22 protein-coding genes are annotated in these 26,143 nt (G+C 64.6%); 10 read left to right on the top strand and 12 right to left on the bottom strand.

Going from position 1 to position 26,143, the window contains the following annotated elements:
• The first annotated feature begins 247 nt into the window (after window positions 1–247).
• The 3 genes from hemC to LPA37_RS10585 are packed head-to-tail and all read left to right on the top strand — an operon-like array spanning window position 248 to window position 4,448.
• Window positions 248–1,228, top strand: coding sequence for a hydroxymethylbilane synthase (gene hemC / locus LPA37_RS10595; RefSeq protein ID WP_228973936.1), 981 nt, complete (start codon window positions 248–250; stop codon window positions 1,226–1,228).
• A complete protein-coding gene (gene hemDX / locus LPA37_RS10590) occupies window positions 1,228–3,255 on the top strand; it encodes a fused uroporphyrinogen-III synthase HemD/membrane protein HemX (RefSeq protein ID WP_229012521.1) in 2,028 nt (675 codons plus the stop codon). Before hemC ends, hemDX begins: the two co-directional genes overlap by 1 nt.
• 2 nt (window positions 3,256–3,257) lie before the next feature.
• Window positions 3,258–4,448, top strand: a complete 1,191-nt coding sequence (locus LPA37_RS10585) for a heme biosynthesis protein HemY (protein WP_228973938.1) — start codon at window positions 3,258–3,260, stop codon at window positions 4,446–4,448.
• A gap of 84 nt (window positions 4,449–4,532) precedes the next feature.
• Here LPA37_RS10585 and LPA37_RS10580 read toward each other — a convergent pair whose 3' ends face one another.
• The 3 genes from LPA37_RS10580 to LPA37_RS10570 all read right to left on the bottom strand — a co-directional run bounded on the left by LPA37_RS10580 (window position 4,533) and on the right by LPA37_RS10570 (window position 8,369).
• On the bottom strand, window positions 4,533–5,852 hold the full coding sequence (locus LPA37_RS10580; protein ID WP_228973941.1) for an MFS transporter: 1,320 nt from the start codon (window positions 5,850–5,852) through the stop codon (window positions 4,533–4,535).
• Between the two features lie 264 nt (window positions 5,853–6,116).
• A complete protein-coding gene (locus LPA37_RS10575; RefSeq protein WP_228973943.1) occupies window positions 6,117–6,875 on the bottom strand; it encodes an SDR family oxidoreductase in 759 nt (252 codons plus the stop codon).
• A 54-nt stretch (window positions 6,876–6,929) separates the two neighbouring features.
• Entirely contained in the window at window positions 6,930–8,369 is a 1,440-nt protein-coding gene (locus tag LPA37_RS10570) for an aldehyde dehydrogenase family protein (protein WP_229012520.1), read from the bottom strand.
• A 270-nt stretch (window positions 8,370–8,639) separates the two neighbouring features.
• Here LPA37_RS10570 and ppa point away from each other — a divergent pair, with 270 nt between their 5' ends.
• The gene (gene ppa / locus LPA37_RS10565) at window positions 8,640–9,167 is read left to right on the top strand and encodes an inorganic diphosphatase (RefSeq protein WP_229012519.1); all 528 of its coding nucleotides are present in this window, start codon (window positions 8,640–8,642) and stop codon (window positions 9,165–9,167) included.
• Between the two features lie 55 nt (window positions 9,168–9,222).
• Here the strand turns inward: ppa and LPA37_RS10560 are convergent, their stop codons facing one another.
• Entirely contained in the window at window positions 9,223–9,546 is a 324-nt protein-coding gene (locus LPA37_RS10560) for a GIY-YIG nuclease family protein (RefSeq protein ID WP_229012518.1), read from the bottom strand.
• The gene (locus LPA37_RS10555) at window positions 9,546–10,715 is read right to left on the bottom strand and encodes a GNAT family N-acetyltransferase (RefSeq protein ID WP_229012517.1); all 1,170 of its coding nucleotides are present in this window, start codon (window positions 10,713–10,715) and stop codon (window positions 9,546–9,548) included. Before LPA37_RS10555 ends, LPA37_RS10560 begins: the two co-directional genes overlap by 1 nt.
• Window positions 10,716–10,877: 162 nt before the next feature.
• On the opposite strand from LPA37_RS10555, the gene LPA37_RS10550 reads away from it, so the two are divergent.
• Together LPA37_RS10550 and glnK are read left to right on the top strand one after the other, a co-directional pair.
• Window positions 10,878–12,566, top strand: coding sequence for an NAD+ synthase (locus LPA37_RS10550; protein WP_229012516.1), 1,689 nt, complete (start codon window positions 10,878–10,880; stop codon window positions 12,564–12,566).
• 111 nt (window positions 12,567–12,677) lie between these two features.
• Window positions 12,678–13,016 carry a P-II family nitrogen regulator gene (glnK, locus tag LPA37_RS10545; protein ID WP_074265470.1) on the top strand — a complete coding sequence of 113 codons (339 nt, stop codon included), beginning with the start codon at window positions 12,678–12,680 and terminating at the stop codon, window positions 13,014–13,016.
• A 179-nt stretch (window positions 13,017–13,195) separates the two neighbouring features.
• Here the strand turns inward: glnK and LPA37_RS10540 are convergent, their stop codons facing one another.
• The 4 genes from LPA37_RS10540 to LPA37_RS10525 all read right to left on the bottom strand — a co-directional run bounded on the left by LPA37_RS10540 (window position 13,196) and on the right by LPA37_RS10525 (window position 17,133).
• Entirely contained in the window at window positions 13,196–14,362 is a 1,167-nt protein-coding gene (locus tag LPA37_RS10540) for a porin (RefSeq protein WP_229012515.1), read from the bottom strand.
• Between the two features lie 567 nt (window positions 14,363–14,929).
• The gene (locus LPA37_RS10535; protein ID WP_229012514.1) at window positions 14,930–15,712 is read right to left on the bottom strand and encodes an ABC transporter ATP-binding protein; all 783 of its coding nucleotides are present in this window, start codon (window positions 15,710–15,712) and stop codon (window positions 14,930–14,932) included.
• A 21-nt stretch (window positions 15,713–15,733) separates the two neighbouring features.
• Window positions 15,734–16,447, bottom strand: a complete 714-nt coding sequence (locus LPA37_RS10530; protein WP_228973956.1) for an ABC transporter permease — start codon at window positions 16,445–16,447, stop codon at window positions 15,734–15,736.
• Window positions 16,444–17,133 carry an ABC transporter permease gene (locus tag LPA37_RS10525; RefSeq protein ID WP_228973959.1) on the bottom strand — a complete coding sequence of 230 codons (690 nt, stop codon included), beginning with the start codon at window positions 17,131–17,133 and terminating at the stop codon, window positions 16,444–16,446. Before LPA37_RS10525 ends, LPA37_RS10530 begins: the two co-directional genes overlap by 4 nt.
• Window positions 17,134–17,837: 704 nt before the next feature.
• Here LPA37_RS10525 and LPA37_RS10520 point away from each other — a divergent pair.
• Window positions 17,838–18,536, top strand: a complete 699-nt coding sequence (locus LPA37_RS10520) for a pirin family protein (RefSeq protein ID WP_228973961.1) — start codon at window positions 17,838–17,840, stop codon at window positions 18,534–18,536.
• A gap of 154 nt (window positions 18,537–18,690) precedes the next feature.
• Here LPA37_RS10520 and LPA37_RS10515 read toward each other — a convergent pair whose 3' ends face one another.
• Window positions 18,691–19,224 carry a Spy/CpxP family protein refolding chaperone gene (locus tag LPA37_RS10515; RefSeq protein ID WP_228973963.1) on the bottom strand — a complete coding sequence of 178 codons (534 nt, stop codon included), beginning with the start codon at window positions 19,222–19,224 and terminating at the stop codon, window positions 18,691–18,693.
• A 233-nt stretch (window positions 19,225–19,457) separates the two neighbouring features.
• Here LPA37_RS10515 and LPA37_RS10510 point away from each other — a divergent pair, with 233 nt between their 5' ends.
• On the top strand, window positions 19,458–20,183 hold the full coding sequence (locus LPA37_RS10510; protein ID WP_228973966.1) for a response regulator: 726 nt from the start codon (window positions 19,458–19,460) through the stop codon (window positions 20,181–20,183).
• Window positions 20,167–21,492, top strand: a complete 1,326-nt coding sequence (locus LPA37_RS10505; RefSeq protein WP_228973968.1) for an ATP-binding protein — start codon at window positions 20,167–20,169, stop codon at window positions 21,490–21,492. Before LPA37_RS10510 ends, LPA37_RS10505 begins: the two co-directional genes overlap by 17 nt.
• A gap of 97 nt (window positions 21,493–21,589) precedes the next feature.
• Here the strand turns inward: LPA37_RS10505 and LPA37_RS10500 are convergent, their stop codons facing one another.
• Window positions 21,590–21,856, bottom strand: coding sequence for a double-stranded DNA-specific endonuclease (locus LPA37_RS10500; RefSeq protein ID WP_228973970.1), 267 nt, complete (start codon window positions 21,854–21,856; stop codon window positions 21,590–21,592).
• 115 nt (window positions 21,857–21,971) lie between these two features.
• The gene (locus LPA37_RS10495) at window positions 21,972–23,651 is read right to left on the bottom strand and encodes a sensor domain-containing diguanylate cyclase (protein WP_229012513.1); all 1,680 of its coding nucleotides are present in this window, start codon (window positions 23,649–23,651) and stop codon (window positions 21,972–21,974) included.
• Window positions 23,652–24,379: 728 nt separating this feature from the next.
• Here LPA37_RS10495 and LPA37_RS10490 point away from each other — a divergent pair.
• Window positions 24,380–26,131, top strand: coding sequence for an ABC transporter permease (locus LPA37_RS10490; protein ID WP_229012512.1), 1,752 nt, complete (start codon window positions 24,380–24,382; stop codon window positions 26,129–26,131).
• Window positions 26,132–26,143 lie beyond the last annotated feature (12 nt).

The raw sequence follows: 26,143 nt of genomic DNA, 5'->3' as shown, positions 1-26,143 counted from the left end.
GGACGAGGCACAGGAGGAAGGGAACCGGTCATTGCCGCACGGTGCGCCGCAATGCATCATCCCGCATGCTGTCGCACGGCGCGCGAACGACCGTACGGCAAACCGGGACAGATACGGCGGCGGCACCCGAAACGGGCCTGTCTCCTGTGTCGATGCCACGCCAGCACGGCCATCCGGCCGATAAGGAAGCACTGGCGTGCGTGCTAACATTGATTGTTATTGAACCCCGTCCTCCACTGACCTTGCAATGAATTCCGAGACCCATTCAGCGCTACCCCGCACGCTGGTGATCGCTTCGCGAGAAAGCCGCCTTGCCATGTGGCAGGCCGAACACGTGCGGTGTGCGCTGCACAAATTATATCCATCTTGTGACGTAAAAATCCTTGGAATGACAACACGTGGCGATCAGATTCTCGATCGCACGCTTTCGAAGGTCGGCGGCAAGGGTCTTTTCGTCAAGGAACTGGAGAGCGCGCTGGCCGACGGCCGCGCCGATCTGGCCGTGCATTCGCTGAAAGACGTGCCGATGGAACTGCCCGCGGGCTTCGCGCTGTCTACCATCATGGAGCGCGAGGATCCACGTGATGCATTCGTCTCGAACACGTTTGATTCGCTTGCGGCGCTACCCGCGGGCAGCGTGGTCGGCACCTCCAGCCTGCGGCGCGAGGCGATGCTGCGCGTGCGCTATCCGCAACTTGTCGTGCAGCCGTTGCGCGGCAACCTCGATACGCGTCTCGCCAGGCTCGACCGTGGCGACTACGCGGCCATCATTCTCGCCGCGGCGGGTTTGAAGCGGCTGGGTCTGGCTGACCGTATCCGCGCGCTGCTCGATCCGGACGACAGCCTGCCCGCAGCCGGGCAGGGCGCGCTCGGCATCGAGATCCGCGAGGATCGCGCCGAGCTCGCCGCGTGGCTTGCGCCGCTTCATCATGAACATACCGCCGCCGCGGTGGAAGCCGAACGCATGGTGTCGCGCATGCTGGGCGGCAGCTGCGAGGTGCCGCTCGCCGCGTACGCGACATGGCATGACGGCGCGCTGCATCTGCGCGGCATGGTCGCCACACCCGACGGCCGGCGCGTGCTGACCGCGCAGGCGTCCTCGCCCGCGCCCACGGTCGGCGCCGCGATCGAACTGGGTCGGGAAGTGGCGGCGTCGCTCGAAAGCCAGGGCGCGCTCGATATTGTCCGCTCGCTGAGTCCCGCGAGCGGCGACGTGACCGGCGCGTGATGTCGACCGGCGCACACGTCGATCCGCCTCCTGCCGCCGGCGCGACAGTGCCGCCCGGGTTCACCGTCGTGATCACGCGGCCCGCCGGGCAGTCGGCGGCGTTGATGGCGCAACTGGCCGCCACCGGCGTCGCGACGCTCGAATTCCCGCTGATCGACATCGGCGAAGTCGAGGATGCCGCTCCGTTGCGTGCCGCGCTCACTTCGCTTGAACACTATGCGCTGGTGGTGTTTGTCTCGCCGAACGCCGTCGACCGCGCGTTCGCCCACCATGATGCAATCTGGCCGCATGCGCTGCCGGTGGGCGTCGTCGGGCCGGGCAGCGTGGCCGCGCTCGCGCGTCACGGTGTCGAAGCCCCTGCGTATCGTGTGATCAGCCCGAGTGTCGCCGCCGATGACGACACTGGCCGTTTCGATTCCGAGGCGCTCTTCGCGGCGCTCGAGGCGACGCCCGGCACGGGCGGCTTCGAGGGGCGCCGCGTGCTGATCGTGCGCGGCGACGGCGGGCGCGAATGGCTGGCCGACCGTCTGCGTGAAGCAGGCGCGCAGGTCGAGACCGTGGCGGCTTACCGGCGCATCGTGCCGGAGCCGTCTGTCAGCGCATGGTCGCGCGTGCATGCGCTGCTGTCGGGCGTGCCGCACACGTGGCTGCTCACGAGTTCCGAAGGCGTGCGCAACCTCGACGAACTGGCTCGCGAGCATCTGACCGCCGGCGAGATCGCGCAGTTGAAGCGCGCGATGCTCGTCACGCCTCATCCACGCATCGCGCAGACCGCACGGGGGGTGGGTTTTGATAGGATTACGGTGTCTGGCGCGGGCGACGAGCGTATTGCCCGTGCGTTGCTCGCCTCCGCAGCTTCCGTTGCTTCCGTTGTTAAACCGGTACCGTCCAACCCGGCTCACTCACGCATGACAGATTCGAACGATTCCAGAAACGCATCCATCCCGCCGGCTGCCACGCCTCCGTTGCCGCCGAACCCGCCTTTCACGCCCTACGAAGCGCAGCACAAGCCGCGCAGCACGAGCAACCCCCTGCTGTGGTTCGTGATCGTCGTGCTGATCTGCGCGGCAGGTGTCGGCGCGTTCGCGCTGAACCGCAAGGTCGACCGGATGGAGCAGCAGCTGGTGCAGCGTCAGCAGGCCAACGACGCGCAGACTGCCGCGCTCAATGTGAAGACCGAACAGGCACTCGCAACGGTTCACCAGTCCGAGTCGCAGGTCTCGCAACTCGAAGGCAAGCTCGCCGACGCGCAGGCCGGTCAGCAGGCGTTGCAGCAGCAGTACGCGGATCTCGCGCGCAATCGCGACGACTGGACGCTTGCGGAAGTCGGCGAGATGCTGTCGGCGGCGAGCCAGCAACTGCAGCTCACCGGCAATACGCAGCTTGCGCTCTTCGCGCTGCAAAGCGCCGACACGCGCCTCGCCGCGTCGGACAGCGCGCAGGTCGTCGTCGTGCGCAAGGCGATCGCGCAGGACATCGACAAGCTGAAATCGGCGCCGTCCACCGACCTCACGGGCCTTGCGATCAAGCTCGACAACGCGATCGAACAGGTCGACACGCTGCCGCTTTCCGGCGAAGCGCCGATCGGCCACGCCACCGCGCATGCGGCCGTGCCCGCCGACTCGGCGAAGGTGTCGGCCGCGACCGGCGAGCCACGCTGGAAGGTGCTGTGGCATGAGTTCACCGCGGGCTTCGGCCAGCAGCTCGCGAGCCTCGTCCAGGTCCGCCGCATCGACAATGCCGACGCGATGCTCGTGTCGCCCGACCAGGGCTATTTCGTGCGCGAGAACCTGAAGTTGCGCCTGCTGTCGGCGCGGCTCGCTCTCCTCTCGCGCAACCAGACGACGCTCAAGTCCGACCTGCATGCCGCCGATGCCGCACTCGACCGCTACTTCGACAGTTCCTCGAAGCGCGTGCAAACGGTGCGCGACCTGGTCAAGGACGTGGACACCGGTTCGGCAGCGGTCGAACTGCCGAACCTGAACACGAGCCTGCAGGCTGTCCATCAATACCGGAGCCGGGGTTAATCATGGCTATCCGCGGACTCCTCTGGCTGGCCTTCCTGTTCGTGATCGCGGTCGTGCTGGCGACGGCCGGCCGGTTCGACACCGGGCAGGTGCTGATCGTCTACCCACCGTATCGCGTCGACATTTCGCTGAACCTGTTCGTCGTCGGTCTGGTGATCACGTTCATCGTGCTGTACACGCTGATGCGCGCGATCCGCAACCTCTGGCGCATGCCGCAACGTGTCGCGGCCTACCGTGCGCGTTCGCGCGTCGCGAAGGCGCAGGCGGCGCTGCGTGACGCGATCGGCAACTTCTATGCAGGCCGTTTCTCGCGCGCGGAAAAAGCGGCACGCGACGCGCTGGCGAACCCGGACAACAAGGGCGCCGCGGGGCTGATCGCCGCAAATGCGGCGCATCGCATGCACGAATACGCGCGTCGCGACGAGTGGCTCGCGCAGATCGACGAAACCGACTGGCAGGACGCACGTCTCATGGCAACCGCCGACATGCGCGCGGATGGCCGCGATGCGGACGGCGCGCTGGAAGCGTTGAAACAGATGCAGACGCAGGGCGGCCGGCGTATTCATGCGCAGCAGATCACGCTGCGCGCGCAGCAACAGTTGAAGAACTGGAGCGAGGTGCTGAAGCTCGTCAAGACGCTGGAAAAGCGCGAGGCCATCCATCCGGCCGTCGCGGTGCGCCTGCGTCAACTGGCGGCGGAGAACCTGCTGCGCGACCGTCGTCACAACGCGGACGCACTGCTCGAACTATGGCATTCGCTCACGCCGACCGAGCGGCATTCGCCGCGTCTCGCCGATCTGGCTGCCGAGTTGCTGACCGGCCTGAACCGTCCCGGCGACGCACGCAGGATCGTGGAAGAAGCGCTTGCGCAGAACTGGGACGCGCGTTTGCTGCGCCGTTATCCGGAAACCGCGGGCGGCGACGCGCTGCCGCTGATCCAGAAGGCGGAAGCCTGGAAGAACGATCGCCCCGACGACGCCGATCTGCTGTTCGCGCTCGGACGTCTGTGCCTGCATCAGAAGCTGTGGGGCAAGGCGCAGTCGTTTCTCGAACAGGCGTTGAAGCTCGCCGACAACGAGCCGCTCAAGATCCGCTCCCATCGCGCGCTCGCGCGACTGCACGAGCAGCTTGGCGACGCAGGCAAGGCAAGCGAACACTATCGGGAAAGCGCGCTGGCGATGAACGTGGTTTGACGCCGCAAAGCGAGATCGATGGAAAAAGCCTCCGTGAGCGTTGCTCACGGAGGCTCTTTTACGATGGGCCGAAACGAAAGTGCGCTAACGGTTCACGAGGCGCGCCGGGACGCTGATCGCGAGCAGGCCGCCGACGATCATGCAGCCGGCCAGCATGTACATGCCCGAATCGTTGGCGGCGGTGGCCTGTTTGAGCCAGCCCACGGCGTACGGACTCAGAAAGCCGGCGAGGTTGCCGAGCGAATTGATCATCGCGATGCCGGCCGCCGCGCCCGTGCCGGCGAGAAACGCGGTCGGCAGGCTCCAGAAGAGCGGCAGGGTCGTCATGATGCCCATCGTCGCGATTGTGAGACCAGTCATCGCGAGCAGCGTGTTGTGCGCCCATACCACCGACAGCACCAGCCCCAGCGCGCCCACGAACGCCGGCACCGCGATGTGCCAGCGACGCTCGCGCATGCGGTCGGCGCTCTTCGCGACGAGCACCATCGCGACGACGGCGGCGGCGAACGGAATCGCCGAAAGCAGGCCGATCGTGAAGGCGTCGGTGACGCCGGTTGCCTTGATGATCGTCGGCAGCCAGAAGCTCACGCCGTAGAGGCCCATCACGAACGAAAAATAGATCAGGCTCATGAGCCAGACGCGCGGGCTCGACATCACCTTGCGGACCGGCATGTCGTGTTTGACCGCTTCCTCGGCGGCGACGTTGCGTTCGAGCAGTTGCTGTTCTTCCGGCGTCAGCCATTTTGCCTTGCTGATGCGGTCGTCGAGTTTCAGGAACACCCAGACGCCGACGATCACCGAGGGAATGCCTTCGAGCAGAAACAGCCACTGCCAGCCTTGCCAGCCGTTCATGCCGTTGAAGTTCTTCAGGATATAGCCTGATACCGGGCCGCCGATCACGCCGGAGAGCGCGATGGCCGTCATGAACCACGTCGTCATGCGACCGCGCCGGTGTGCCGGATACCAGTATGTGAGATACAGGATGATGCCTGGGAAGAAGCCCGCTTCAGCGAGACCGAGCAGGAAACGCATCACGTAGAACATGGTGGGCGTGGTGACGAACATGGTCAGCATCGAGACGATGCCCCATGACGCCATGATCCGCGCGATCCACACGCGCGCGCCGACCTTGTGCAGGATGATGTTGCTCGGGACCTCGAAGATAAAGTAGCCGACGAAGAAAATACCCGCGCCGAAGCCGTAGACCGCGTCGCTCAGGTTGAGGTCGGTGGTCATCTGCAGCTTCGCGAAGCCCACGTTGACACGATCGAGATAGGCCACGACGTAGCACAGCATCAGGAGCGGCGTGAGCCGCCAGGCCACCTTGCGGTACGTCGCCTCCTCGAAGGTGGAAGGCGGGGCGCCGGCGCCGGGGGCGCGCAGCGGATTCGCGGGACTGGCCATGGTTTTTTTCCTCGTTCGTTCTACGTAGAAAGAAGTGCCGGGTTTCGCGCATTCTATACGGGGTTCAGGCGAAATCCGTGCCGCCCGGGTCGGGGAAAACACTGAGAGTTCGCGGCGCGAACGGTGCTGCATATCGGCGTTCCGGGCTTGCTTTGCAAGTCGCGGCGATACGCCCCAGGGCAACACGGGTGACGTCAGGTCGCCGCGGCGTTACCTCGATCCACGGGGGTCGCCCCAAGCCACCGCAATGCGCTCCGGCGCGTGCTAGACGCAGCGCCCGCCGTCCACTTCGAGACACACGCCGGTGATGAACTCCGCTTCGTCCGAGGCGAGGTACAGGCATGCATTGGCAATGTCCTGCGGCGTCGAGAAGCGGCCGAGCGGGATGCCAGCCAGGAAGCGCTTGCGGTTCTCCGGCGTATCCTCGACGCCCATGAATTCGGAGAGCAGGGCGGTTTCGCCGATCACCGGATTCACGCAGTTCACGCGGATGCGGTCCGGCCCGAGTTCGGCCGCGAGTGACTTGCTCGCGATGATCACGGCGCCCTTGCTGCCGTTGTACCAGACGAGCCCGGGCCGCGGTCGCACGCCCGCCGTCGATGCGATGTTGATGAACACGCCGCCGCCCTGTTCGCGGAAGTACGGCACGAACTGCTGCACGCTCCAGTAGAGGCTTTTGACGTTGACCGCGTAGACGCGATCGAACTCGGCCTCCGTGACGTCGAGCACCGGCTTGTTGCGATGGGTCGTGCCTGCGTTGTTGACCACGATCTGCACGCTGCCGAAGTCTTCGAGCGCGGCTTCGCGCAACCTGCTCCAGTCTTCGCCGCGCGTGACGTCGCCTGTGACCGCGATCGCCTTGCCGCCCGCCAGCGCGATCTCGCTCGCGACACGTTCGGCAGCCGGGCCGTTCAGATCGTTGACGACGACGTTGGCGCCTTCGCGCGCGTACGTTTTCGCGATGCCTTCACCAAAACCCGAGCCGCCACCTGTGACGATGGCTGTCTTGCCTGTCAACCGCATGATGTCTCCTTGTTTTTTCGTGGACGCCGGAACGCAATATCCCTGAACCCGAAACTAGCCGTGCCGGATAGCCACGGTCTTCAGCACGGTGAATCCGTAGAGTGCTTCGAAGCCTTTCTCGCGGCCGTGACCGGAATGCCCCACACCGCCGAACGGCAGTTCGACGCCGCCGCCCGCGCCGTAGTTGTTGACGAACACCTGCCCCGCGCGCACGCGCCGGGCGAGACGCAGCTGGCGCGCGCCGTCGCGCGTCCAGATGCCCGCGACAAGCCCGTAAGGCGTGCCGTTAGCGAGCGCCACCGCTTCGTCTTCGTCGCTGAACGGCATGGCTGCGAGCACCGGACCGAACACCTCTTCGCGCGCGAGCCGGTGCGTGGGCGGCACGTCGCGCAGCAGCGTGGGCGCCTGGTAGAAGCCGGTTTCGGGCGCCTCGGCGACGACTTCGCCGTGCGCCGCCATGGCGATGCCGTCGTGTTGCGCATCGGAGAGGAAGTCCCATACGCGTTGCTGCTGCTTCGCGCTGATGAGCGGGCCGCAATCGAGGTCCGCGGCGGAAGGCCCGACGCGCAGCGCATGAAACGCCGCGCCGAGCCGGTCGAGCAGCGGCTCGTAGATCTCGCGCGCGATCAGCACGCGGCTGCCGGCCGAACACGTCTGGCCCGCGTTCTGGACGATCGCCGACACCAGTACCGGCAGCGCGGCTTCGAGATCGGCATCGGCGAACACGATCTGCGGCGACTTGCCGCCGAGTTCCAGCGTGACGGGCACGTGGTTGTCGGCGGCCATCTGCGCGACGAGCCTGCCTGTGTCCGGTGAACCCGTGAACGAGATGTGATCGATGCCAGGATGACGCGCGAGCGCCGCGCCGGCTTCGTGTCCGTAACCCGTGACGACGTTCAGCGCGCCCGCCGGCAGGCCCGCCTCGGCAGCAAGTTCGGCGACGCGCAGCACTGTCAGGCACGCGTCCTCGGCGGGTTTGACGACGCATGCGTTGCCCGCGGCCAGCGCCGCACCCGCGCTGCGGCCGAAAATCTGCATCGGATAGTTCCACGGCACGATATGGCCGGTGACGCCGTGCGGTTCGCGGATCGTGAAGACGGTGTAGCCGGACTGATAGGGCAGCGTTTCGCCGTGCAGTTTGTCGGCGGCACCGGCGTAGAACTCGAAGTAGCGCGCGAGCGCGGACGCATCGGCACGGGCCTGCCGGAGCGGCTTGCCGGTATCGCGCGCCTCGAGCCTCGCCAGTTCCTCGTGACACGCGGTGACGAGCATCGACAGCCGGTACAGCACGCGGCCACGCTCGGCCGCGCTTGCCGCACCCCATGCGCCTTCATACGCGCGCCGGGCGGCCCCTGCCGCGCGGTCGATATCGGCCGCCGTGCCGCGCGCGACGCGCGTGAACGGCTGGCCGTCCGATGGGTCGATGACGTCGATCGTGCCGCCACCCGTGGAACTGCTCCATTCGCCGCCGATGAAGTGTTTCGCTTCTTCCATGCATGCTCCTGGCTGAAAACCGGAAACGCCCGCGCTCGCGGACCTGAACGGATCGTGCCCGAGGTTGCGCGCCGCATGGTGAAGATAATCCGCGGCAGCCGCGCAATCCGCGGGGCACGGAACGATTATCGCGCCGATCCCGCGCCGGCCGCCATCGGCCGATTGGCTATAATGGCGCATTCCGCACTGTCCGGCCACGCGGCCGCGAGCGCTTCCAAAGGGCGCCGCGCCCAGGCCGTGCTCCGATTTCATCCTGACCAGAGAACGCCCATGAGCTTCAATCACGTCCCCGCAGGCAAAGATCTCCCGCAAGATTTCAACGTCATCATCGAAATCCCGGCGCAAAGCGATCCGGTGAAGTACGAAGCCGACAAGGATCTGGGCCTGCTCGTCGTCGACCGTTTCATCGGCACGGGCATGCGCTATCCGGCCAACTACGGCTTTATTCCGCAGACGCTGTCGGGCGATGGCGACCCGGTCGACGTGCTCGTGATCACGCCGTTCCCGCTGCTCGCGGGTTCCGTGGTGCGTGCACGCGCGCTCGGCATGCTGCAGATGACGGACGAATCGGGCATCGACGCGAAGCTGATCGCCGTGCCGCACGACAAGATCTGCCCGATGACGGCGGACCTGAAGTCGGTCGACGATGTCCCGGCGTACCTGAAAGACCAGATCAAGCACTTCTTCGAGCAATACAAGGCACTGGAGAAGGGCAAGTGGGTGAAGGTGGAAGGCTGGGCCGGCATCGACGCCGCGCACAAGGAAATCACCGAAGGCATCGCGAACTTCAAGAAGTAAGCTCTCGCCGCCGGATATGAAAACCGCGCGGGCCTTTCGGGGCCGCGCGGTTTTTTTATGCCGGGCCTTCTTCCGATGCCTCGGCCTCGGGTTCAGACTCGACTTCGACCGCGGGCAACACCGATTCGAGCGTGCGCACGCCGGCGGCCAGCGCGCGCTTTTCGATGGCGGTCAGCCGTTTGACCCAGTACTCGGCACGCGACGCGCTCGAGCGGTCGGCCAGCTCGAACGAAGCGAGCAGCTGGCGTGGCTTGCGCGAACGCGTGTAGCGTGCGCCCGTGCCGTTGACGTGTTTGTCGAAGCGCGCCTGCACGTCGACCGCGATGCCGGTGTAGACGCTGCCGTCTTCGCATTCGATGAGGTAGAGAAACCAGGGCATCACGTCCTGAACGGATTGTGCTCGCGCAGTTCGTCGACATACGCGTGGATGTTGTTCGTTTCGCCTTCAAGGAAGCGTTCGACGGCATCCGAGAACGCCGGATGCGCGAGCCAGTGTGCGGAACGCGTGACGGTCGGCAGAAAACCGCGCGCCATCTTGTGTTCGCCCTGTGCGCCGCCTTCGAACGCGCCGAGCTTTTCCTCGATGCAGAATTCGAGCGGCTGGTAGTACGCCGTTTCGAAATGCAGGCACGGCACGTGTTCGAGTGCGCCCCAGTAGCGTCCGTACAGCGTGCCGCCGGTTTTGTCGTCGCGCTGGTAGACGACGAGCGAACCCGCGATCGGCTTGCCCTCGAATTCCGCGATCACGAGCAGCAGGTTCTCCGGCATCGTCTCGCCGATCGTCCGGAAGAAGTCGAGATTCAGATACGGCGTCGAAAAATGCTCGCGATACGTCTGCCGGTAGCATTTGTTGAAGAAACGCCAGTCGGCGTCGGTGGCGTCCTCGCCGCGCACGCGGCGCAACGTGATGCCCGCGTCGTGTACCTTGCGCCGCTCGGCGCGGATGTTCTTGCGCTTCTTCTGTTCGAGCGTCGACAGGAAATCGTCGAACGTCCGATAGCCGTCGTTCAGCCAGTGAAACTGCACCCCTTCACGTTGCATCATGCCGAGATCGGTCAGCGCACGGGCTTCGGTTTCGGTCGGGAAGAGCACATGCAGCGACGATACGTCGGCCTGTTCGGCAAACGCCACGACGGTCGCCGCCAGCTGACGCAGCGCGGGCTCGCCGCTGGCGAGCAGCCGGTTGCCCTGCACGGGCGTGAACGGCACCGCGCACAGGAGCTTCGGGTAGTAGGGCACGCCGTTGCGCTTGTAGGCGTCGGCCCATGCCCAGTCGAATACGTATTCGCCGTAGGAGTGACCTTTCAGGTACACCGGCGCGGCCGCTTCCAGGCGCCCGGTGCGTTCGTCCGTCAGCGTGACGAACTGGGTTGCCCAGCCGGTGTCGGGCACCGCGCAGCGCGTCGTGTGCAGCGCGCTCAGGAATTCGTGGCGCAGAAACGGCGTCGGTTGCGACTGCCGTGCGAGGAGCGCGTTCCATTCGACGGCGTCCACCTCGAGCGGCGACGCCAGAATGCCCGTGCGATAATCGAAGCGTTCCTGATTCAATCTGTGTAACCGTTCCACTCTGTTCGACGTCGGGATGCACGAGGTGCGCCGCGTCGTCCGTGATTGCGCCGGGTTTGATGCCGGCCTTCGTTTTGTCCGTTGCTTCGAACCCCTGTTGCTGCCGTCGTCGCGAGGCTCAAGGCCCGCCTTTCACGCTCTGTCATGAAGACCCGAATCGCTCTAGCCCAACTCAATGTCACCGTCGGCGACTTCGCCGGCAACGTCGCCAAAATCGTCGACGCGGCGCGCACAGCGCACAACGATGGTGCGAAGCTGCTGGTCGCGCCGGAACTCGCACTCTCCGGTTACCCGCCTGAAGACCTGTTGCTGCGTCCGGCGTTCTATACCGCGAGCGCCGCTGCGCTCGCGGATCTGGCCGCGCAGCTGAAGCCTTTCACGGGCCTTCACGTGGTGGTCGGCCATCCGTATCGCGACACGGCGAACGGCCATGGTAATGCAAACGCGCCGATTGAGCGCGGCGTGCCGCCGGTCGATACGTTCAACGCGGCATCGCTCATTGTCGATGGCGAGATCGTCGGCACGTATCGCAAGCAGGATCTGCCGAACACGGAAGTCTTCGACGAGAAGCGCTATTTCGCCACCGATCCGCAGCCGTTCGTGTTCGAGCTCGACGGCGTGAAATACGGCGTCGTGATCTGCGAGGATGTCTGGCATGCGTCGGCCGCGCAGATCGCGAAGGCCGCGGGCGCGCAGGTGCTGCTGATTCCAAACGGCTCGCCGTATCACCTCAACAAGGAAGCGGTGCGCGTCGACATCCTGCGTGCGCGCATCCGCGAGACCGGCCTGCCGATGGTCTACGTGAATATGGTCGGCGCGCAGGACGAACTGGTGTTCGACGGCGGCTCGTTTGTTCTCGATGGCAAGGGCGAGCTGGTCGCGAAGTTCGCGCAGTTCGAGGAGACGTGCCCGATCGTCGAATTCGACGGCGCGGTGCCGCTGCCGTCGACAATCGCGCCGGAGCTTTCCGTCGAAGCGCAGGTGTACGCGGCGCTCGTGATGGGCGTGCGCGACTACATCGACAAGAACGGCTTTCCTGGCGCGCTTATCGGGCTGTCGGGCGGCGTCGACTCGGCGCTGGTGCTCGCGGTCGCTTGCGACGCGCTCGGCGCCGAGCGCGTGCGCGCGGTGATGATGCCGTCGCGCTACACGGCCGACATCTCCACGACCGACGCCGCCGAGATGGCCCGGCGCGTCGGCGTACGCTACGACGAGATCGCGATCGCGCCGATGTTCGACGCTTTTCGCACGTCGCTCGCCGCTGAATTCGCCGGCCGCGCCGAAGACGCCACCGAGGAAAACATCCAGGCCCGCATTCGCGGCACGTTGCTGATGGCGCTGTCGAACAAGTTCGGCTCGATCGTGCTGACGACGGGCAACAAGAGCGAGATGGCGGTGGGCTACTGCACGCTCTACGGCGACATGGCCGGTGGCTTCGCGGTCATCAAGGACATCGCCAAGACGCTCGTCTATCGCCTGTGCCACTACCGCAATGCCGCGACGACGTTCGCGCAGCAGGACATCATCCCGGAGCGGATTCTCACGCGCGCGCCTTCGGCGGAACTGCGCGAGAACCAGACCGACCAGGACAGCCTGCCGGAATACGACGTGCTCGACGCGATCATGCGCATGTACATGGAAGAGGACCGCTCGCTCGCGGAAATCGTCGCGGCGGGCTACGCGGTCGACGATGTCAGGCGCGTCACGCGCCTCATCAAGATCAACGAATACAAGCGGCGTCAGGCGCCGATCGGCATTCGCGTCACGCATCGCGCGTTCGGTCGCGACTGGCGCTATCCGGTCACGTCGCGCTATACCGAACCGGTGGAATGAGATCGCGCGCGCGGCGCCGGACTACTCGCAACCGCTCTGGCGCGGCGTAGAATCAAAAGCATTCATTCCGTTTTCAGTTTTTTCAATCTTTCGATCTGGATGAGGCACGCCATGAAACGCATCACCGCAGTCATCAAACCGTTCAAGCTCGACGAAGTGCGCGAAGCGCTGGCCGAAGTCGGGCTGACCGGGCTGACCGTCACGGAAGTCAAAGGCTTCGGCCGTCAGAAGGGCCACACCGAGCTGTATCGCGGCGCGGAATACGTGGTCGATTTCCTGCCGAAGGTGAAGATCGAAGTGGTGGTGGCGAATGATCAGTGCGATCAGGTGATCGACGCGATCATCGGCGCGGCACGCACGGGCAAGATCGGCGACGGCAAGATCTTCGTGGCGGAAGTCGAGCGCGTGATCCGGATTCGCACCGGCGAGGAAAACGAAGCAGCGGTTTGAGGTGGATCCAGAAGACTGACGGCTGGAAGAGAGCACTGGCGTTGCACCACGCCGGTGCTTTTTTTATACGCGCGCCAGAAATAAAAAACGGTGCGATACCCTTTCAGGTACCGCACCGATACGCGCCTCTCGCAGCAGCGTGAAAACTTCTCTTTAACTGTTCTGATTACACCGTTCGATTAGAACGAGTGTTGAATACCTGCGTACACACCCGACTGGCTGTGACCCGGCAGCGGGTTGTCAGTCGCCGCGGCATCGCCGTAGTTATTCGCATTCAGGCCGTAGTTAGCCGTCTTGCTGTTTTGCGTCGTTGCGATCTGGATGTCCAGCAGCGTGCGCTTCGACAGGTTGTACGAGCCGCCGATCGTGTAGATCGTCGCGTTGCCTGCGCCGTTGTTGCCGTTCACGTGGTAGACCGCTGCAATCAGCGCCGCTGCCGGCGTTGCTTGCCACGTCACACCGCCCCATTCGTGATCAAGCGTCGTCGGCTGGCCCGGTGCGAGGTCGCTCATACCCGAGCTGCGGATCGCCTGGTACGCGCCCTGGATCTTGAACTGACCCAGGAACACGTTCACTGCCGCCGTGTACTCACGCGAATAGCCGTAAATGCCGTTGCCGTTTGCGTTGTCGGTGCCAACCGTGCCACCGTTCAGCGCGTTGTAAGCGCCGCCGAGCTGACCGTTGCTAGGGTTGCGGATTTCATCGTACATACCGCGAATCTGGAACAGTGCGTTCGTGTAGGTGATCTGCGCGCCACCTTCGCGACCCTGCACAGTCGAGCCGTTACCGTTCCAGTTCGTTGCGTTCGACAGCGCGTATTGACCGTAGAAGTCAAAGCCCGCGACCTTCGGCGACTGGTACGAAATGTTGTTGCTCGATTGCGGCCAGTTGCGGCCACGCACCAGCGACGCCGACGACCAGTTCGACTGACCGAACGGGTCAAAGTCCCACACGCCGTTCGAGATGAAGAGTTCGCGACCCAGCAGCAGCGTACCGAACTGGTTGTTCGACATACCGACCGTTGCCCAGCGATTGAAGAGACCGCCGCCGCCAGGGCCTGTGCCGTTCATCGTGTTGAAGGAGCCTTCCAGCTGGAAGAGAACCTTGTTGCCGCCACCGATGTCCTCAACACCCTTCATGCCCCACAGGCTGGTACCCCAGTCGCCGCTTTCCGCGCGGAAACGGTTGGTGCTGCCAGTTGCCTGACCATTTGCACCGGTGCCTTGCGGCACGCCGCTCATGTACTCAAGACCGGCATCCAGACGCCCATACAGCGTGACGCTGCTCTGTGCCTGTGCTGCCATGCCGAACGTCAGCAGCGATGCCGCGAGCAAAACTTTCTTCATCTTCTCCTCCATACCCTGTCAAAAAGTAAACCCAGTACTGCGAATGGTGTCCGGACGCCAGAGGCGCCGAACAGAAATCCGTACCAGAGAGTTGTGCGGCCGAGGTCGTATGTTGATGACGCTGCGGCCTTGGTATGGCCATCTTTGCGTCATGCCCGATCCCTCGTCGACCGGTATCTCCTGTGCGTCTTATGAAGTGAAACTACTTTTATCGAACTTTGTTTTGCTACTTTGGTTACTAATTTAGCAAAAATACCCCTACGTGGCGAAGAAAATCGACGTCTCCCAAAGAGGTGTCGCCAAATTGCAATACGTCTGTGCCCACCACTTCGGCAACAATGCTCTAAAACACGCTCAAACCCTTGTGTGACAAGGGAATCACGGTTCATAACGCATGAAGTCAAGGATTGCCACTATTGACGTCTGAAATCGTCAGGAGTAGGGCAAAAGCGGGCTGTTTTTGCACACATTCTGGGAAAAGCCGCGCATTCAACGTGCAGGTAACCGAAATAAAACAAGGCGCTGAAAGCGCCTTGTAAAACTACATAAACTACAGATTCGTCGTGCTTACTTGAGACTGCCCGAGAGGAACTGCTTGAGGCGTTCGCTCTTCGTATTCTTGAAGACTTCGTCCGGGTGGCCTTCTTCCTCCACACGCCCCTGATGCAGGAACATCACGTGGTTCGACACGTTGCGCGCGAACGCCATCTCGTGGGTGACGACGATCATCGTGCGGCCTTCTTCCGCGAGCGTCTGCATCACCTTCAGCACTTCGCCGACGAGTTCCGGGTCGAGCGCCGAGGTCGGTTCGTCGAACAGCATGACATCGGGATGCATCGCCAGCGCACGGGCGATCGCCACACGCTGCTGCTGGCCGCCCGACAGATGCGACGGATACTGTTTCTCGACACGCGGCGCGAGCCCGACCTTCTCGAGGTACTGACGCGCCCGCTCCTCGGCTTCCCGGCGCGGCAGGCCGAGCACATTCACGGGCGCCTCGGTGACGTTCTCGAGCACCGACATGTGCGACCACAGGTTGAAGTGCTGGAACACCATCGAAAGCCGGGTACGCACGCGCTGCAACTGCTTTGGATCGGCGACGCGCAATGCCCCGCGGCGGATGTCCTTCACGGTACGCACTTCCTCGCCGTCGACGAAGATGCGGCCCGCGTTCGGCTGTTCGAGGAAGTTGATGCAGCGAAGCATCGTGCTCTTGCCCGAACCGGACGAGCCGATCACGCTGATCACATCGCCTGCGTTCGCCTGCAGCGAGACGCCCTTCAGGACTTCGTTGTCGCCGTACTGCTTGTGGAGCTCATCGACGAAGAGCTTTTGTTTGCTGGTTTTCATCTGTGTCTTCCGTCGTCGGGCTTACTTGCCCTGCGGCCGCAGATAGGCGAGCCAGCGGTGCTCGGCGCGGCGGAACAGCCACACGAGCGTGAAGGAAATGGCGAGGTAGAGCAGGGCGGCAATGCCGAACGCTCCAAACGACTGGTACGTGGCCGAGTTCACGTCACGCGCGATCTTGAGGATGTCCGGCACGGTCGCGGTGAACGCGACGGTCGTGGCGTGCAGCATCAGGATCACTTCGTTGCTGTAGTACGGCAGCGCGCGACGCAGCGCCGAAGGCAGGATCACGCGGCGATACAGCGTGAACGGCGACATGCCGTACGCCCGGGCTGCCTCGATCTCGCCGTACGGCGTGGCCTTGATCGCGCCCGCGAAGATTTCGGTGGTGTACGCGCAGGTGTTCAGCGTGAACGCGAGCAGCGTGCAGTTCATGCCGTTGCGGAAGAACGCGTCGGTGAGTTCGTGCGAATGGATGAATTCGAGGCTGTAGAGGCCCGTGTAGCAGAGCAGCAGCTGCACGTACAGCGGCGTGCCGCGAAACACGTATGTATACAGCCACACCAGGCGCGACAGCCACTTCTTCTTCGACACGCGCGCGACCGCGAGCGGGATCGACAGGCAGAAGCCGAGGCCGATCGACACGACCAGCAGCCACATCGTGATCGCGAGACCGGTGAAACGATAGCCGTCGGTGAAGAGGTAGTTGCGCCAGTATTCCTGGATCAGCCCGATCATAGGTCCGCCTTTCGCACACCGGTCGAGTAACGTTTTTCGAGGTACATCAGCACAAAGTTCGAGACGGTGGTGATGACGAGGTAGATCGCGCCCGCCAGCAGGGTGAAGAAAAAGAATCGCAGCGTGCCTTTGCCGGCATCCTGCGAAGCCTTGACGACGTCGGCGAGACCGATGATCGACACCAGCGCCGTGGCCTTGACCATCACCTGCCAGTTATTGCCGATGCCGGGCAGCGCGAAGCGCATCATCTGCGGGAACATGATCCGCGAGAACACCTGCCAGGCGCTCATGCCGTAGGCCGAGCCCGCTTCGAGCTGGCCGCGCGGCACGGAGAGGAACGCGCCGCGGAAGGTCTCGGTGAAGTACGCGCCGTAGATGAAGCCCAGCACGATCACGCCGGCCACGAACGGATCGATGTCGATCTGGTCCCAGCCGATCAGGTCGGTGAGGTTGTTCAGCCAGATCTGGATGCTGTAGAAGAGCAGCAGCATCAGCACGAGATCGGGCACGCCGCGTATCAGCGTCGTATACAGCGTGCCGATGCCGTGCGACACACGGTTCTTCGACAGTTTCGCCCCCGCGCCGATCAGGCCGAGGAGAAAGGCGAATACCAGCGACAACACCGCCAGTTTGACGGTCTGCCAGGTGCCGGCAAGGATGATGGGGCCGTAGCCTGAAAGAAACATATAAGTCCTTGACGACGCGTCTCGACGCCGCGAAAGACGCGGTTCCGCGCGCGCCGTGCATCCCGTTGCCGGTGGATCCGTCGATCCGGCGAGACGCCCGACGCACAGCGGGCCGCTGTGCGATTCGTGACTGCCTCGCCGTGCCCCGGATCCGGGGCCGCGAGACACGTCAGGCGTTCCCCCTTGTGCGGGTTACCTGCCATGTCTTCGCCGGCGAAGCAGCGCTTTTTCCGACTGTATAACCAGAACCCCGTCCGGCCCATTGGTAGCGGCCCGGTCTCCCGTGGCCGCTTTCCGCTGGTTTCCCGACCGCCGCCGTTGACCGTTATCGGGCCAGCGGCCAGCGGTCACCGTGTCTGGTTCGCCGTCGCTATTCTAGGCGGACAAAATTGCCGCGCAGGCCCGTCGCAGGTCCCTACGGGTCGCCCGTTCGAGTGATGGGAGACATGGCGGAAGGCGCGAGGGCGTGCGGCACAAGTCCGTCCGACCGAAAAGCGCGGTATTTTACCCGAACAGCCGGCGCGCGCCACCCGGGCTTCGCCCCTGGTCGGGCATGCCCGCGCCGTGCGACGCGCGATGGGCGACGCGCGATCGGGATCAGATTGGCGTCACTGGCGAAACGATGCAGTGCGCGGGTGCGGATTGTCCTTTCGGCTGCGCGCCCCTACATTCTGTGCATCGCTCAATATTGACGGGAGATCGACATGCTGCAGATTCGCCGCTCGGACGAACGCGGTCACGCCAACCACGGCTGGCTCGACTCGTATCACAGCTTTTCGTTTGCCGACTACCACGATCCGGACCATATGCAGTTCGGCCCGCTGCGCGTCATCAACGAAGACGTGATCGGCCCTGGTGAAGGATTCGGCGCGCACGGCCACCGCGACATGGAGATCGTCACGTACGTGCTGCAGGGCGCGCTCGCGCACAAGGACAGCATGGGCAACGGTTCGACGATCCGCCCCGGCGACGTCCAGCGGATGAGCGCCGGCACGGGCGTCATGCACAGCGAGTTCAACGCATCGAAGGAAGATGCGCTGCATCTGCTGCAGATCTGGGTGCTGCCGGCCCGACGCGGCGACGCGCCCGGCTACGAAGAGAAACACTTCGACGATGCGGACAAACGTGGCCGTCTGCGCGTCGTCGCTTCGCCCGATGGGCGCGACGGTTCGGTGACGATCCATTCGGATGCATCGATTCACGCCGGGCTGTTCGACGGCGCCGAGCGCGCTGACTACAAGGTGCCGGCAGGACGGCGTGTCTATGTGCAGGTTGCGCGCGGCGGCGTGACGGTCAATGGCGAAGCGCTCGCGGCCGGCGATGCGGCGATGCTCGCCGACGTCGACACGGTAACGCTCGAAAAGGGCAATCAGGCCGAAGTGCTGCTGTTCGATCTGGGCTGAAGCCGGCGTCACAGGCCGCGCGTGCGGGTGAAAACCTTCGCGCGGTAACGTCGCGAAAAGAAACGCCACGGAAATTTTCATCCGTGGCGTTTTTGTATTTCCCGCAGGCAGCGTCTGCCGCCTGCGGGAGCAACGGTGGCGTGGTGCCTGCCGCTTAAGGCTTGACCGCCGAAGCCGCGCCCGGCGCCGCGCCACGATGGTGTTCCCAACGCTCATGCATCTTCTCGTGGCGTTGTTCCATCTTCGCGAAACGCTGCTTGAGCGCCGTACTGACGGTCGTCTTTTGCTGGTCGTTCAGGCCGTTGTAGAACGTGAGCCATGCGGTTGCGCTCTGCTCGCGCAGTTGCGCGTCCTGCTGCTCGATCTTCTGATGGGCAGCGTGCATCGCGTTCAGGTCGAGAATCGGTTGCTGCTGCATCGACTTGAACTGCTGCTTCATCTGCTCATGATTCGCACGTTCGGCTTCGCGCGTCTGCTTCATCGTGTCGAGCGCGGCCTGCCATTGTTTCTCCTGATCCGCGTTCAGGTTCAACTGGCTGTGCAGCTGGCTCAGTTCCTTCATGAAGTGGCCGTGCCAGCCGCCGGGGCCACCCATGGCGCCGCCCGGCTGGGCAGCATAGGCGACGCCAAGGCTCAGTGCGAGAGACGAAGCGGCAACGGCGAGAAAGCGTGAAGTTTTTGTAGACATGGAGCGACTCCTTTATGTTGATCCAGGCCGACGGTGCGAGCGCGTGATCACGAGAGAGTGAAACGGCCCGCATTCGGTTAGACACAGCGTAGAGGCGCCCGGCCCGCGGCGTGTTACACGCGCCATCGTTGCCATTACACGACATTACGTGCGCCTTTCGCGGTAACACCCAGTAACCCTTTGCGGGATGTTTGTGTCGAAAACGGGAGGGTGCGCGCGTTAAACTTCGTCCCATGGCTACTCAAATTCTGGTCGTCGATGACGACGTCGAACTGCGCGATCTTCTGCGCGACTATCTGGCCCGGCAGGGCATCGAAGTCTCGGTGCTGCACGATGCCGGCTCTCTCGAACGCCGGCTCGAACGCGAGCGGCCGGACCTGATCGTGCTCGACCTGATGATGCCGGGCGTCGACGGGCTGACGGCGCTGCGCAAGCTGCGCGCTTCGGGCGACGACATCCCCGTCATCATGCTGACCGCCCGTGCGGACGACGTGGATCGCATCGTCGGTCTCGAACTGGGCGCGGACGACTACCTCGGCAAGCCGTTTAACCCGCGCGAGCTGCTGGCCCGCGTGCAGGCGGTGCTGCGCCGCCGCCGCACGCTGCCTTCGGCGGCCGCTCCGGAGCAGCGCGAGCCGTTCACGTTCGGCCGCTTCACGCTCGACTTCCAGTCGCGCACGCTGAACCAGGACAGCCGGCCGCTCACACTGTCGGGCAGCGAATTCGCGTTGCTCAAGATCTTCGTGAACCATCCGATGCGCACGCTCACGCGCGAGCGCCTGCTCGAACTGCTGCACGGCCCGGAATACGACGGCACCGACCGCGGTATCGACGTGCAGGTATGGCGTCTGCGCCGCATTCTGGAAACCGACCCGGCCACGCCGCGCTTCATCCAGACCGTACGTGGCCGCGGCTACGTGTTCGTGCCCGACGGCGAGCAACATGCACCGGCCAGCTGATTCGCTGTTTGGACGGCTGGCGTTGCTGGTCGTCAGTGTGCTGCTGATCTCGCATTTCGCGTGGTACGCGTTGATGCGCCTCGATCGCAACCAGTTGCAGGCGCGTTACGCGGTCGAAGAAGCCACCTTCCTCGTCGAGGCGGTGCGCCAGCACGTCGCGCGCTCGCCGGATCAGCCGCTGCCTTCGCGCGTGCGGCTCGTCGATCCCGCGAGCCCGGACGTGCCCGCCGCAAACGCGGGCGTGCCGCCCGGGTTGCAGCGCTTTCTCGACGACGTGCAGGACCGCATGCCCGCCGGCACCCAGGTGCGCGTGGGCATGCCCGGCAAGCCGCCCACGCTGTGGGTGCGCTCGGCCAGCGACCATAGCTGGATCGTCGTGCCCGTGCAGCCGCTCAGGCCGCCGCGTTCGCTCGACCGGACCGTCTGGTGGCTCATCACCATCTTTTCGGCGGGCGTGATGGCCGCGCTCTTTGCCGCGTGGCAGTTGCAGCAGCCGTTGCGCTCGCTCGCGCAGGCCGTCGCGCGGTTCGGACGCGGGCTGCCGGTGCCGCCCGTGCGGGAGCGCGGACCGCGCGAACTGCGGCAGCTCACACGCGGCTTCAACCAGATGGTTCAGGAAGTCGCGAGCACGGAGAACGACCGCGCCGTGATGCTGGCGGGCGTCGCGCACGATCTGAAGACGCCGCTCGCGCGGCTGCGCCTGCGCGCCGAACTGATGGACGAAGCCAAGGTGCGCGATGGCGTGGTGCGCGACGTCGATTCGATGGCGCATATCGTCGACCAGTTTCTGGTTTTCGCGCATGACGGCGCCGATCGCAGCGAAGCGGTCGAAGTCGATACGCAATGCGAGCGCGTGGTGCGTACCTACCGCGCGGTCGCAGCCGGCGCATCGGCCGTGCAGACGGTGCTGAACGCGGGCCCGGGCTTCCGCCTGCCGGCCGCGACGCTCGACCGGATCCTGTCCAATCTGCTCGACAACGCGCACGCGTATGGCGCACCGCCGATCGTCGTCGAAACGGCGCGCACGTCGGCTGGCTTCACGTTGTCGGTGCATGACAGCGGCGGCGGTATTGCCGCGCACGATCTGATCAACGCAAGCCGGCCGTTCGTGCGGCTCGATCCGGCGCGTGGCGGCAACGGTCACAGCGGGCTTGGCCTCGCGATTGTCGAGCGGCTGGTGCGCAGGGCGGGCGGAGAGTGGGACATCGGCAACCACGAAGGGCGTGGTCTGCGTGTGCAGATGAGCTTCGCTTTCGATGTGCTGCCGCGCGCCACGTCGAAAATAACGGAATCGGCCTGGGGACGATAGGCCCCGCCAACGCCCCTGGCCCGGAGCGGATCAAGGCAGTGCGAGGCAACGCGCCAGTGGTCTTCGGGCCGCTGGCGCGTTCCTGTTCTGGCGCTGCCTACTCGGCGAAAAGCGTGTTGAGGGCGGTAGCGGCGTCGCTGTCGACCGTATTCCAGGTGACCGTTTCCGCCTCGAAGATGTAATGCGTGGTGTACTTGCCGAGCCGCGCGAGAATTTCCTCCTGAATCACTTCCGGCGCGACCTCGAGCTTCAGATACCAGGTGGTCGATGACAGCCTGGTCTGGAACGAGCCATATTCGGCCAGCAGCTGGTCGAACGCGACAGCATCCTGATCGCGACAGACGATGACCAGATTTCCCTTCATGCGACTCTCCCGGTAAACAGTGGCAACAACCTTCCTGTGAAGGTTGATGATACCTGCTTCCTTCGGGGGAATTCCGCGGGCGCTTCAGTTCATGCGCCCGCGCGCGCAAAGGCGCTCACCACACCGACGCCGCCGCGCGCGCGGGCGGCGCGGTGTCGTCGGGAGGAACGGCTTCGCTACGGTCGCGCCCGCCTGACTTGGCTGCGTACAGCGCGAGGTCGGCGCGGCTCATGATGCGCTCCGGCAGGTCTTCCGGCGACAGCTCGGTAATGCCGATGCTCACGCTCAGCGCCGCCGACGAAGGCAGCTTCGTGGAAGGCGCCGCCTTCAGCCGCTTGCGCAGCCGTTCCACCACTTCGAGCCCCGCCGCGAGCGACGTAGCCGGCAGCAGGATGCCGAATTCCTCGCCGCCCAGCCGGCCGGTCGAATCGCCGCCGCGCAGTTCCATGCGGCAGGTATCGACGAAATGTTCGAGTGCACGGTCGCCCGCTGCGTGGCCGAAGCGGTCGTTGATCTGCTTGAAGTGGTCGAGATCGGCGATCGCCACGCACAGCGGCGCGCGCGCGGCGCGTGCGCCTTCGATCTCGCGGCGCAGCAGATCGAGGAAATAGCGTCGCGAGAGGGCGCCCGTCAGCGCGTCATGGCGCGCTTCGGCGGACAGCAACGTGTTCGCCGATTGCAGCTGCTCGGCCAGATCGCGCGTCGCGCGATGATGGCGCCGCTCGCGCATGTACGAAACCGCGATCACCCATGCGAGTGCCGCCGTGCCGGCCAGCGTCAGAAACACCAGCAGGCGGTCGCGCTTGTGATTGCGCACGAGTTCCGGATACCCGGTGAGCGGGTCGACCAGATGCGCGGACAGCCCGGAATTCAGGCCGATGCGCGACTGGTAGAGCGATGGATTGCGATATTCCGGCATCTCGATGAGCTTCGCCGCCTGCGATTCGGGGAACCACGGCGCCTGCTGATACACGTCGTGACTGGCCTCGCGAATTTCGATTGCGGGGAAAGCGTCGCGGCGATAGATGCTCATGCGCTCGGCGACCGGCATCTGCGTGACGCGCGAGTGGGGCAGCGCGCGGCCTTCGAGCGCGCTGTTGTGCGCCATGATGATGACGCCGTTGTCGTCGGCGACGAAGGTGCCGGCGTGCGCGACCCAGTGACGCAGCCGGGCGATGCCGACCTTGGCGGCGACCGCGCCGACCAGCACGCCGTCGTCGTAGACCGGTGCCGAGATGAAGATGCCCGGCTCGCCGCTCGCCCGCCCGACGCCGTACGCTTCGGCGAACGCGCCGAGCAGCGTGCTGGCCAGATAACCGCGCGAGCGCATGTCGATGCCGACAAAACTCTGTCCGTTCTGCGCGTTGCTCGACGCGACGCACAGGCCGTTCGCGTTGACGAGCCAGATGGAGTCGAGACCGGAGAAGCCTTGCGCGTCATGCAGGAAGCTGCTGACGGCCGCCAGCTCGGGCATTCGCAGCAGTTCGTCGCGGTGAGCGGGTTCCGCGCTGGCGCTGTTCGCGGCATAATTCTGCGTTTGCGTCAGCGCGTGCTGGATCACACCCAGTTCGGCCATCGTGGCTGGAATGGCGCGTGACATGGCGAGATCGCTCGCGATCACTTCGGCCATATTGTCGACGATCGAGAGGGACATTTGCTGCTGCGCCCGCATGGACGCGTTCAGTTCTTGCTGTACCATCCGGTCCGCGATCACGCCGGCGGCGAGCCAGCATGCAAGCACGATCAGCATGAAACTGACCGGCCCGGTTAGCTGGCGCAAGGTTGTCCTGTTCATCGGCGTGTTGATCTGCTTGATCCGTTCGATCCGTCTGACTGTTTAATGCGACAGGGTCATGCGTTGCAGCCTGCCGGCGCCGGGGCGTGTCCTCGAGGGTATCTGCCCGCCGTGCCGATGTTGTGTAACCGTGGACCTCAGCAGCAGGGTCGCGCAGATCGCCGGGAAATCCAGGCGCCGCTTGCCGTGCTGCGATTTTAACCGCCGCGCGGCGACCCGGGAGGCGCATATTGCATCGCCTGACCACTCATCAGCGTCTTTAACGGCTCGCCGCGGCATTTTCTGAATGGAAACACGGGTTTGCCAGATGTGGCCTGGACGCGACGCCTGTGTGCGGGAGAGGCCGCCGGACGTCCCGAACGGCTCCCGAGCGATGCAAAAGTGGTGCCCGAGGTTGTGCCTGAAACACAGGTTGTAGTAGTGTCGTGCCGTCCAAAACGAGGAAAGCTCGCCAGCCCTCGGGCGGCGCCAGCGGTGGCGGGTGCGCCGGGCGGCGCGGGAAGTCGGCGTGATTCGCCGCACGGCTCGCACTGTAACCGGCCAACGCGTCTCCAATGCCAACGATTTACCGCGCAGAAGCGTCTAGCCATGCCTGAATTCCGCTTTCCGGACCGATCCTTCGACCGTAGCAGCGCGCGCGCGGCCGCTGTTGCACGCCTTCCCCGCATCGACGCGGCCGCCGTTGCCGCGGCTGCTGCCACCGCCTGCCCGGCCGGGGAGCGTGCCTGATGGACTTCGGTTTCAACCTGAATCGCACCGCCAACGCGTCCGCATGGCGGGTGTTGCCCAATCGCTGGGACTTCGTCGCGTTTCCGCTGATCATCTGCATCATCGCGATGGCGGCGATCGGCTTTCACGAGACGATGGCGCCGATCTCCACGTTACAGACGCAGGCCATCTCGCTCGATCCGGCGAATCTGCCCGAATACGCGATGCGCACCACGCTGCGCATGCTCGCGGCGATGGTCGCCTCGCTGGTCTTCACGCTCGTGTACGGCACGCTGGCCGCGAAAAGCCGTCGCGCCGGGCAGGTGCTGGTGCCGATCCTCGACATCCTGCAGTCGGTGCCGGTGCTCGGTTACATCTCGTTTACGGTCACGTTCTTTCTCGCGCTGTTCCCGGCGCGCGTGCTCGGCGCCGAGCTCGCGGCGATCTTCGCGATCTTCACGAGCCAGGCCTGGAACATGACGTTCAGCTTCTACCAGTCGCTGCGCACGGTGCCGCGCGATCTGGACGAAGTGTCGCGCGGCTTTCATCTGACCTCGTGGCAGCGCTTCTGGAAGCTCGAAGTGCCGTTCTCGATGCCGGGCCTCATCTGGAACATGATGATGTCGATGTCGGGCGGCTGGTTCTTCGTCGTGGCGTCGGAGGCGATTACGGTCGGCAATCACTCGATCACGCTGCCGGGCATCGGCGCGTATCTGGCCGCGGCGATCGCCGGCAAGGACCTGCACGCGATCGGCTGGGTGATCCTGACGATGACCGTCGTGATTCTCGCGTACGACCAGTTTCTGTTCCGTCCGCTCGTCGCGTGGGCCGACAAGTTCCGCATGGAAACCACGAGTTCGGGCAATGCGCCGGAGTCGTGGCTGCTCGACCTGATTCGCCGCACGCGGCTGATTCACCGCCTGCTCGTGCCGCTTGGCTGGCTGTTCGCGAAGGCCGCCCGCGTGCCGCTGCGTGTGCCGTCGTTCGACCGCGTGCGTTTCCAGATTCCGCAGCGCGAAAAATCGTCGAAGCTCGGCGACATCGTGTGGGCCGTGGGCGTGCTGATCGCGACCGTGTACGTGGTCTGTCGCGTTGCGCTGTACGTGCGCACCGGCGTCACGATGGATGAGGTCGGTCACGCGTTCGTGCTCGGGCTCATCACGCTGTTGCGCGTGGTCGTGCTGATCGCGATCGCTTCGGTGGTGTGGGTGCCGATCGGCGTGCTGATCGGGCTGCGCCCGCGTCTCGCCGAGAAGATGCAGCCGCTCGCGCAGTTCCTCGCGGCGTTCCCGGCGAACCTGCTGTTCCCGGTGTTCGTGATCGCGATCGTGCGCTTCGGCCTGAACCCGGATATCTGGCTCTCGCCGCTGATCGTGCTCGGTACGCAGTGGTATATCCTGTTCAACGTGATTGCCGGCGCGACGTCGTATCCGAACGACTACCGCGAGGCGGCCGCCAATTTCCACATCCGTGGCTGGCAGTGGTGGCGTCAGGCCATGCTGCCGGGCATCTTTCCTTACTACGTGACGGGCGCGATCACCGCGTCGGGCGGCGCGTGGAATGCGAGCATCGTCGCGGAGGCGGTGCAGTGGGGCAATACCAAGGTCGTCGCGCACGGCCTCGGCGCCTATATCGCGCAGAATACCGAAGCGGGCGATTATCCGAAGATCATCCTCGGGATCGCCGTCATGTCGCTTTTCGTGACCCTGTTCAACCGTCTGTTGTGGCGTCCGATGTACGCCTATGCCGAAGCGAAGCTTCGGCTCGATTGAGAGCGAAACACG

Source organism: Paraburkholderia gardini, assembly GCF_907164545.1.
GTDB classification, from domain to species: domain Bacteria; phylum Pseudomonadota; class Gammaproteobacteria; order Burkholderiales; family Burkholderiaceae; genus Paraburkholderia; species Paraburkholderia gardini.
Note: the sequence above shows the minus strand (reverse complement) of the source record. Positions and strands in the feature narration are given on the sequence as shown.

Coding starts and splice junctions, on each gene's coding strand:
- LPA37_RS10525 (WP_228973959.1), bottom strand. CDS start 17,133: ATGTTTCTTTCAGGCTACGGCCCCATCATCCTTGCCGGCACCTGGCAG.
- LPA37_RS10580 (WP_228973941.1), bottom strand. CDS start 5,852: ATGGCCAGTCCCGCGAATCCGCTGCGCGCCCCCGGCGCCGGCGCCCCG.
- LPA37_RS10505 (WP_228973968.1), top strand. CDS start 20,167: ATGCACCGGCCAGCTGATTCGCTGTTTGGACGGCTGGCGTTGCTGGTC.
- LPA37_RS10500 (WP_228973970.1), bottom strand. CDS start 21,856: ATGAAGGGAAATCTGGTCATCGTCTGTCGCGATCAGGATGCTGTCGCG.
- LPA37_RS10585 (WP_228973938.1), top strand. CDS start 3,258: ATGGCTATCCGCGGACTCCTCTGGCTGGCCTTCCTGTTCGTGATCGCG.
- LPA37_RS10515 (WP_228973963.1), bottom strand. CDS start 19,224: ATGTCTACAAAAACTTCACGCTTTCTCGCCGTTGCCGCTTCGTCTCTC.
- LPA37_RS10575 (WP_228973943.1), bottom strand. CDS start 6,875: ATGCGGTTGACAGGCAAGACAGCCATCGTCACAGGTGGCGGCTCGGGT.
- LPA37_RS10570 (WP_229012520.1), bottom strand. CDS start 8,369: ATGGAAGAAGCGAAACACTTCATCGGCGGCGAATGGAGCAGTTCCACG.
- LPA37_RS10530 (WP_228973956.1), bottom strand. CDS start 16,447: ATGATCGGGCTGATCCAGGAATACTGGCGCAACTACCTCTTCACCGAC.
- LPA37_RS10510 (WP_228973966.1), top strand. CDS start 19,458: ATGGCTACTCAAATTCTGGTCGTCGATGACGACGTCGAACTGCGCGAT.
- LPA37_RS10490 (WP_229012512.1), top strand. CDS start 24,380: ATGGACTTCGGTTTCAACCTGAATCGCACCGCCAACGCGTCCGCATGG.
- LPA37_RS10520 (WP_228973961.1), top strand. CDS start 17,838: ATGCTGCAGATTCGCCGCTCGGACGAACGCGGTCACGCCAACCACGGC.
- LPA37_RS10550 (WP_229012516.1), top strand. CDS start 10,878: ATGAAGACCCGAATCGCTCTAGCCCAACTCAATGTCACCGTCGGCGAC.
- hemDX (WP_229012521.1), top strand. CDS start 1,228: ATGTCGACCGGCGCACACGTCGATCCGCCTCCTGCCGCCGGCGCGACA.
- LPA37_RS10495 (WP_229012513.1), bottom strand. CDS start 23,651: ATGAACAGGACAACCTTGCGCCAGCTAACCGGGCCGGTCAGTTTCATG.
- glnK (WP_074265470.1), top strand. CDS start 12,678: ATGAAACGCATCACCGCAGTCATCAAACCGTTCAAGCTCGACGAAGTG.
- hemC (WP_228973936.1), top strand. CDS start 248: ATGAATTCCGAGACCCATTCAGCGCTACCCCGCACGCTGGTGATCGCT.
- LPA37_RS10560 (WP_229012518.1), bottom strand. CDS start 9,546: ATGCCCTGGTTTCTCTACCTCATCGAATGCGAAGACGGCAGCGTCTAC.
- LPA37_RS10535 (WP_229012514.1), bottom strand. CDS start 15,712: ATGAAAACCAGCAAACAAAAGCTCTTCGTCGATGAGCTCCACAAGCAG.
- ppa (WP_229012519.1), top strand. CDS start 8,640: ATGAGCTTCAATCACGTCCCCGCAGGCAAAGATCTCCCGCAAGATTTC.
- LPA37_RS10540 (WP_229012515.1), bottom strand. CDS start 14,362: ATGAAGAAAGTTTTGCTCGCGGCATCGCTGCTGACGTTCGGCATGGCA.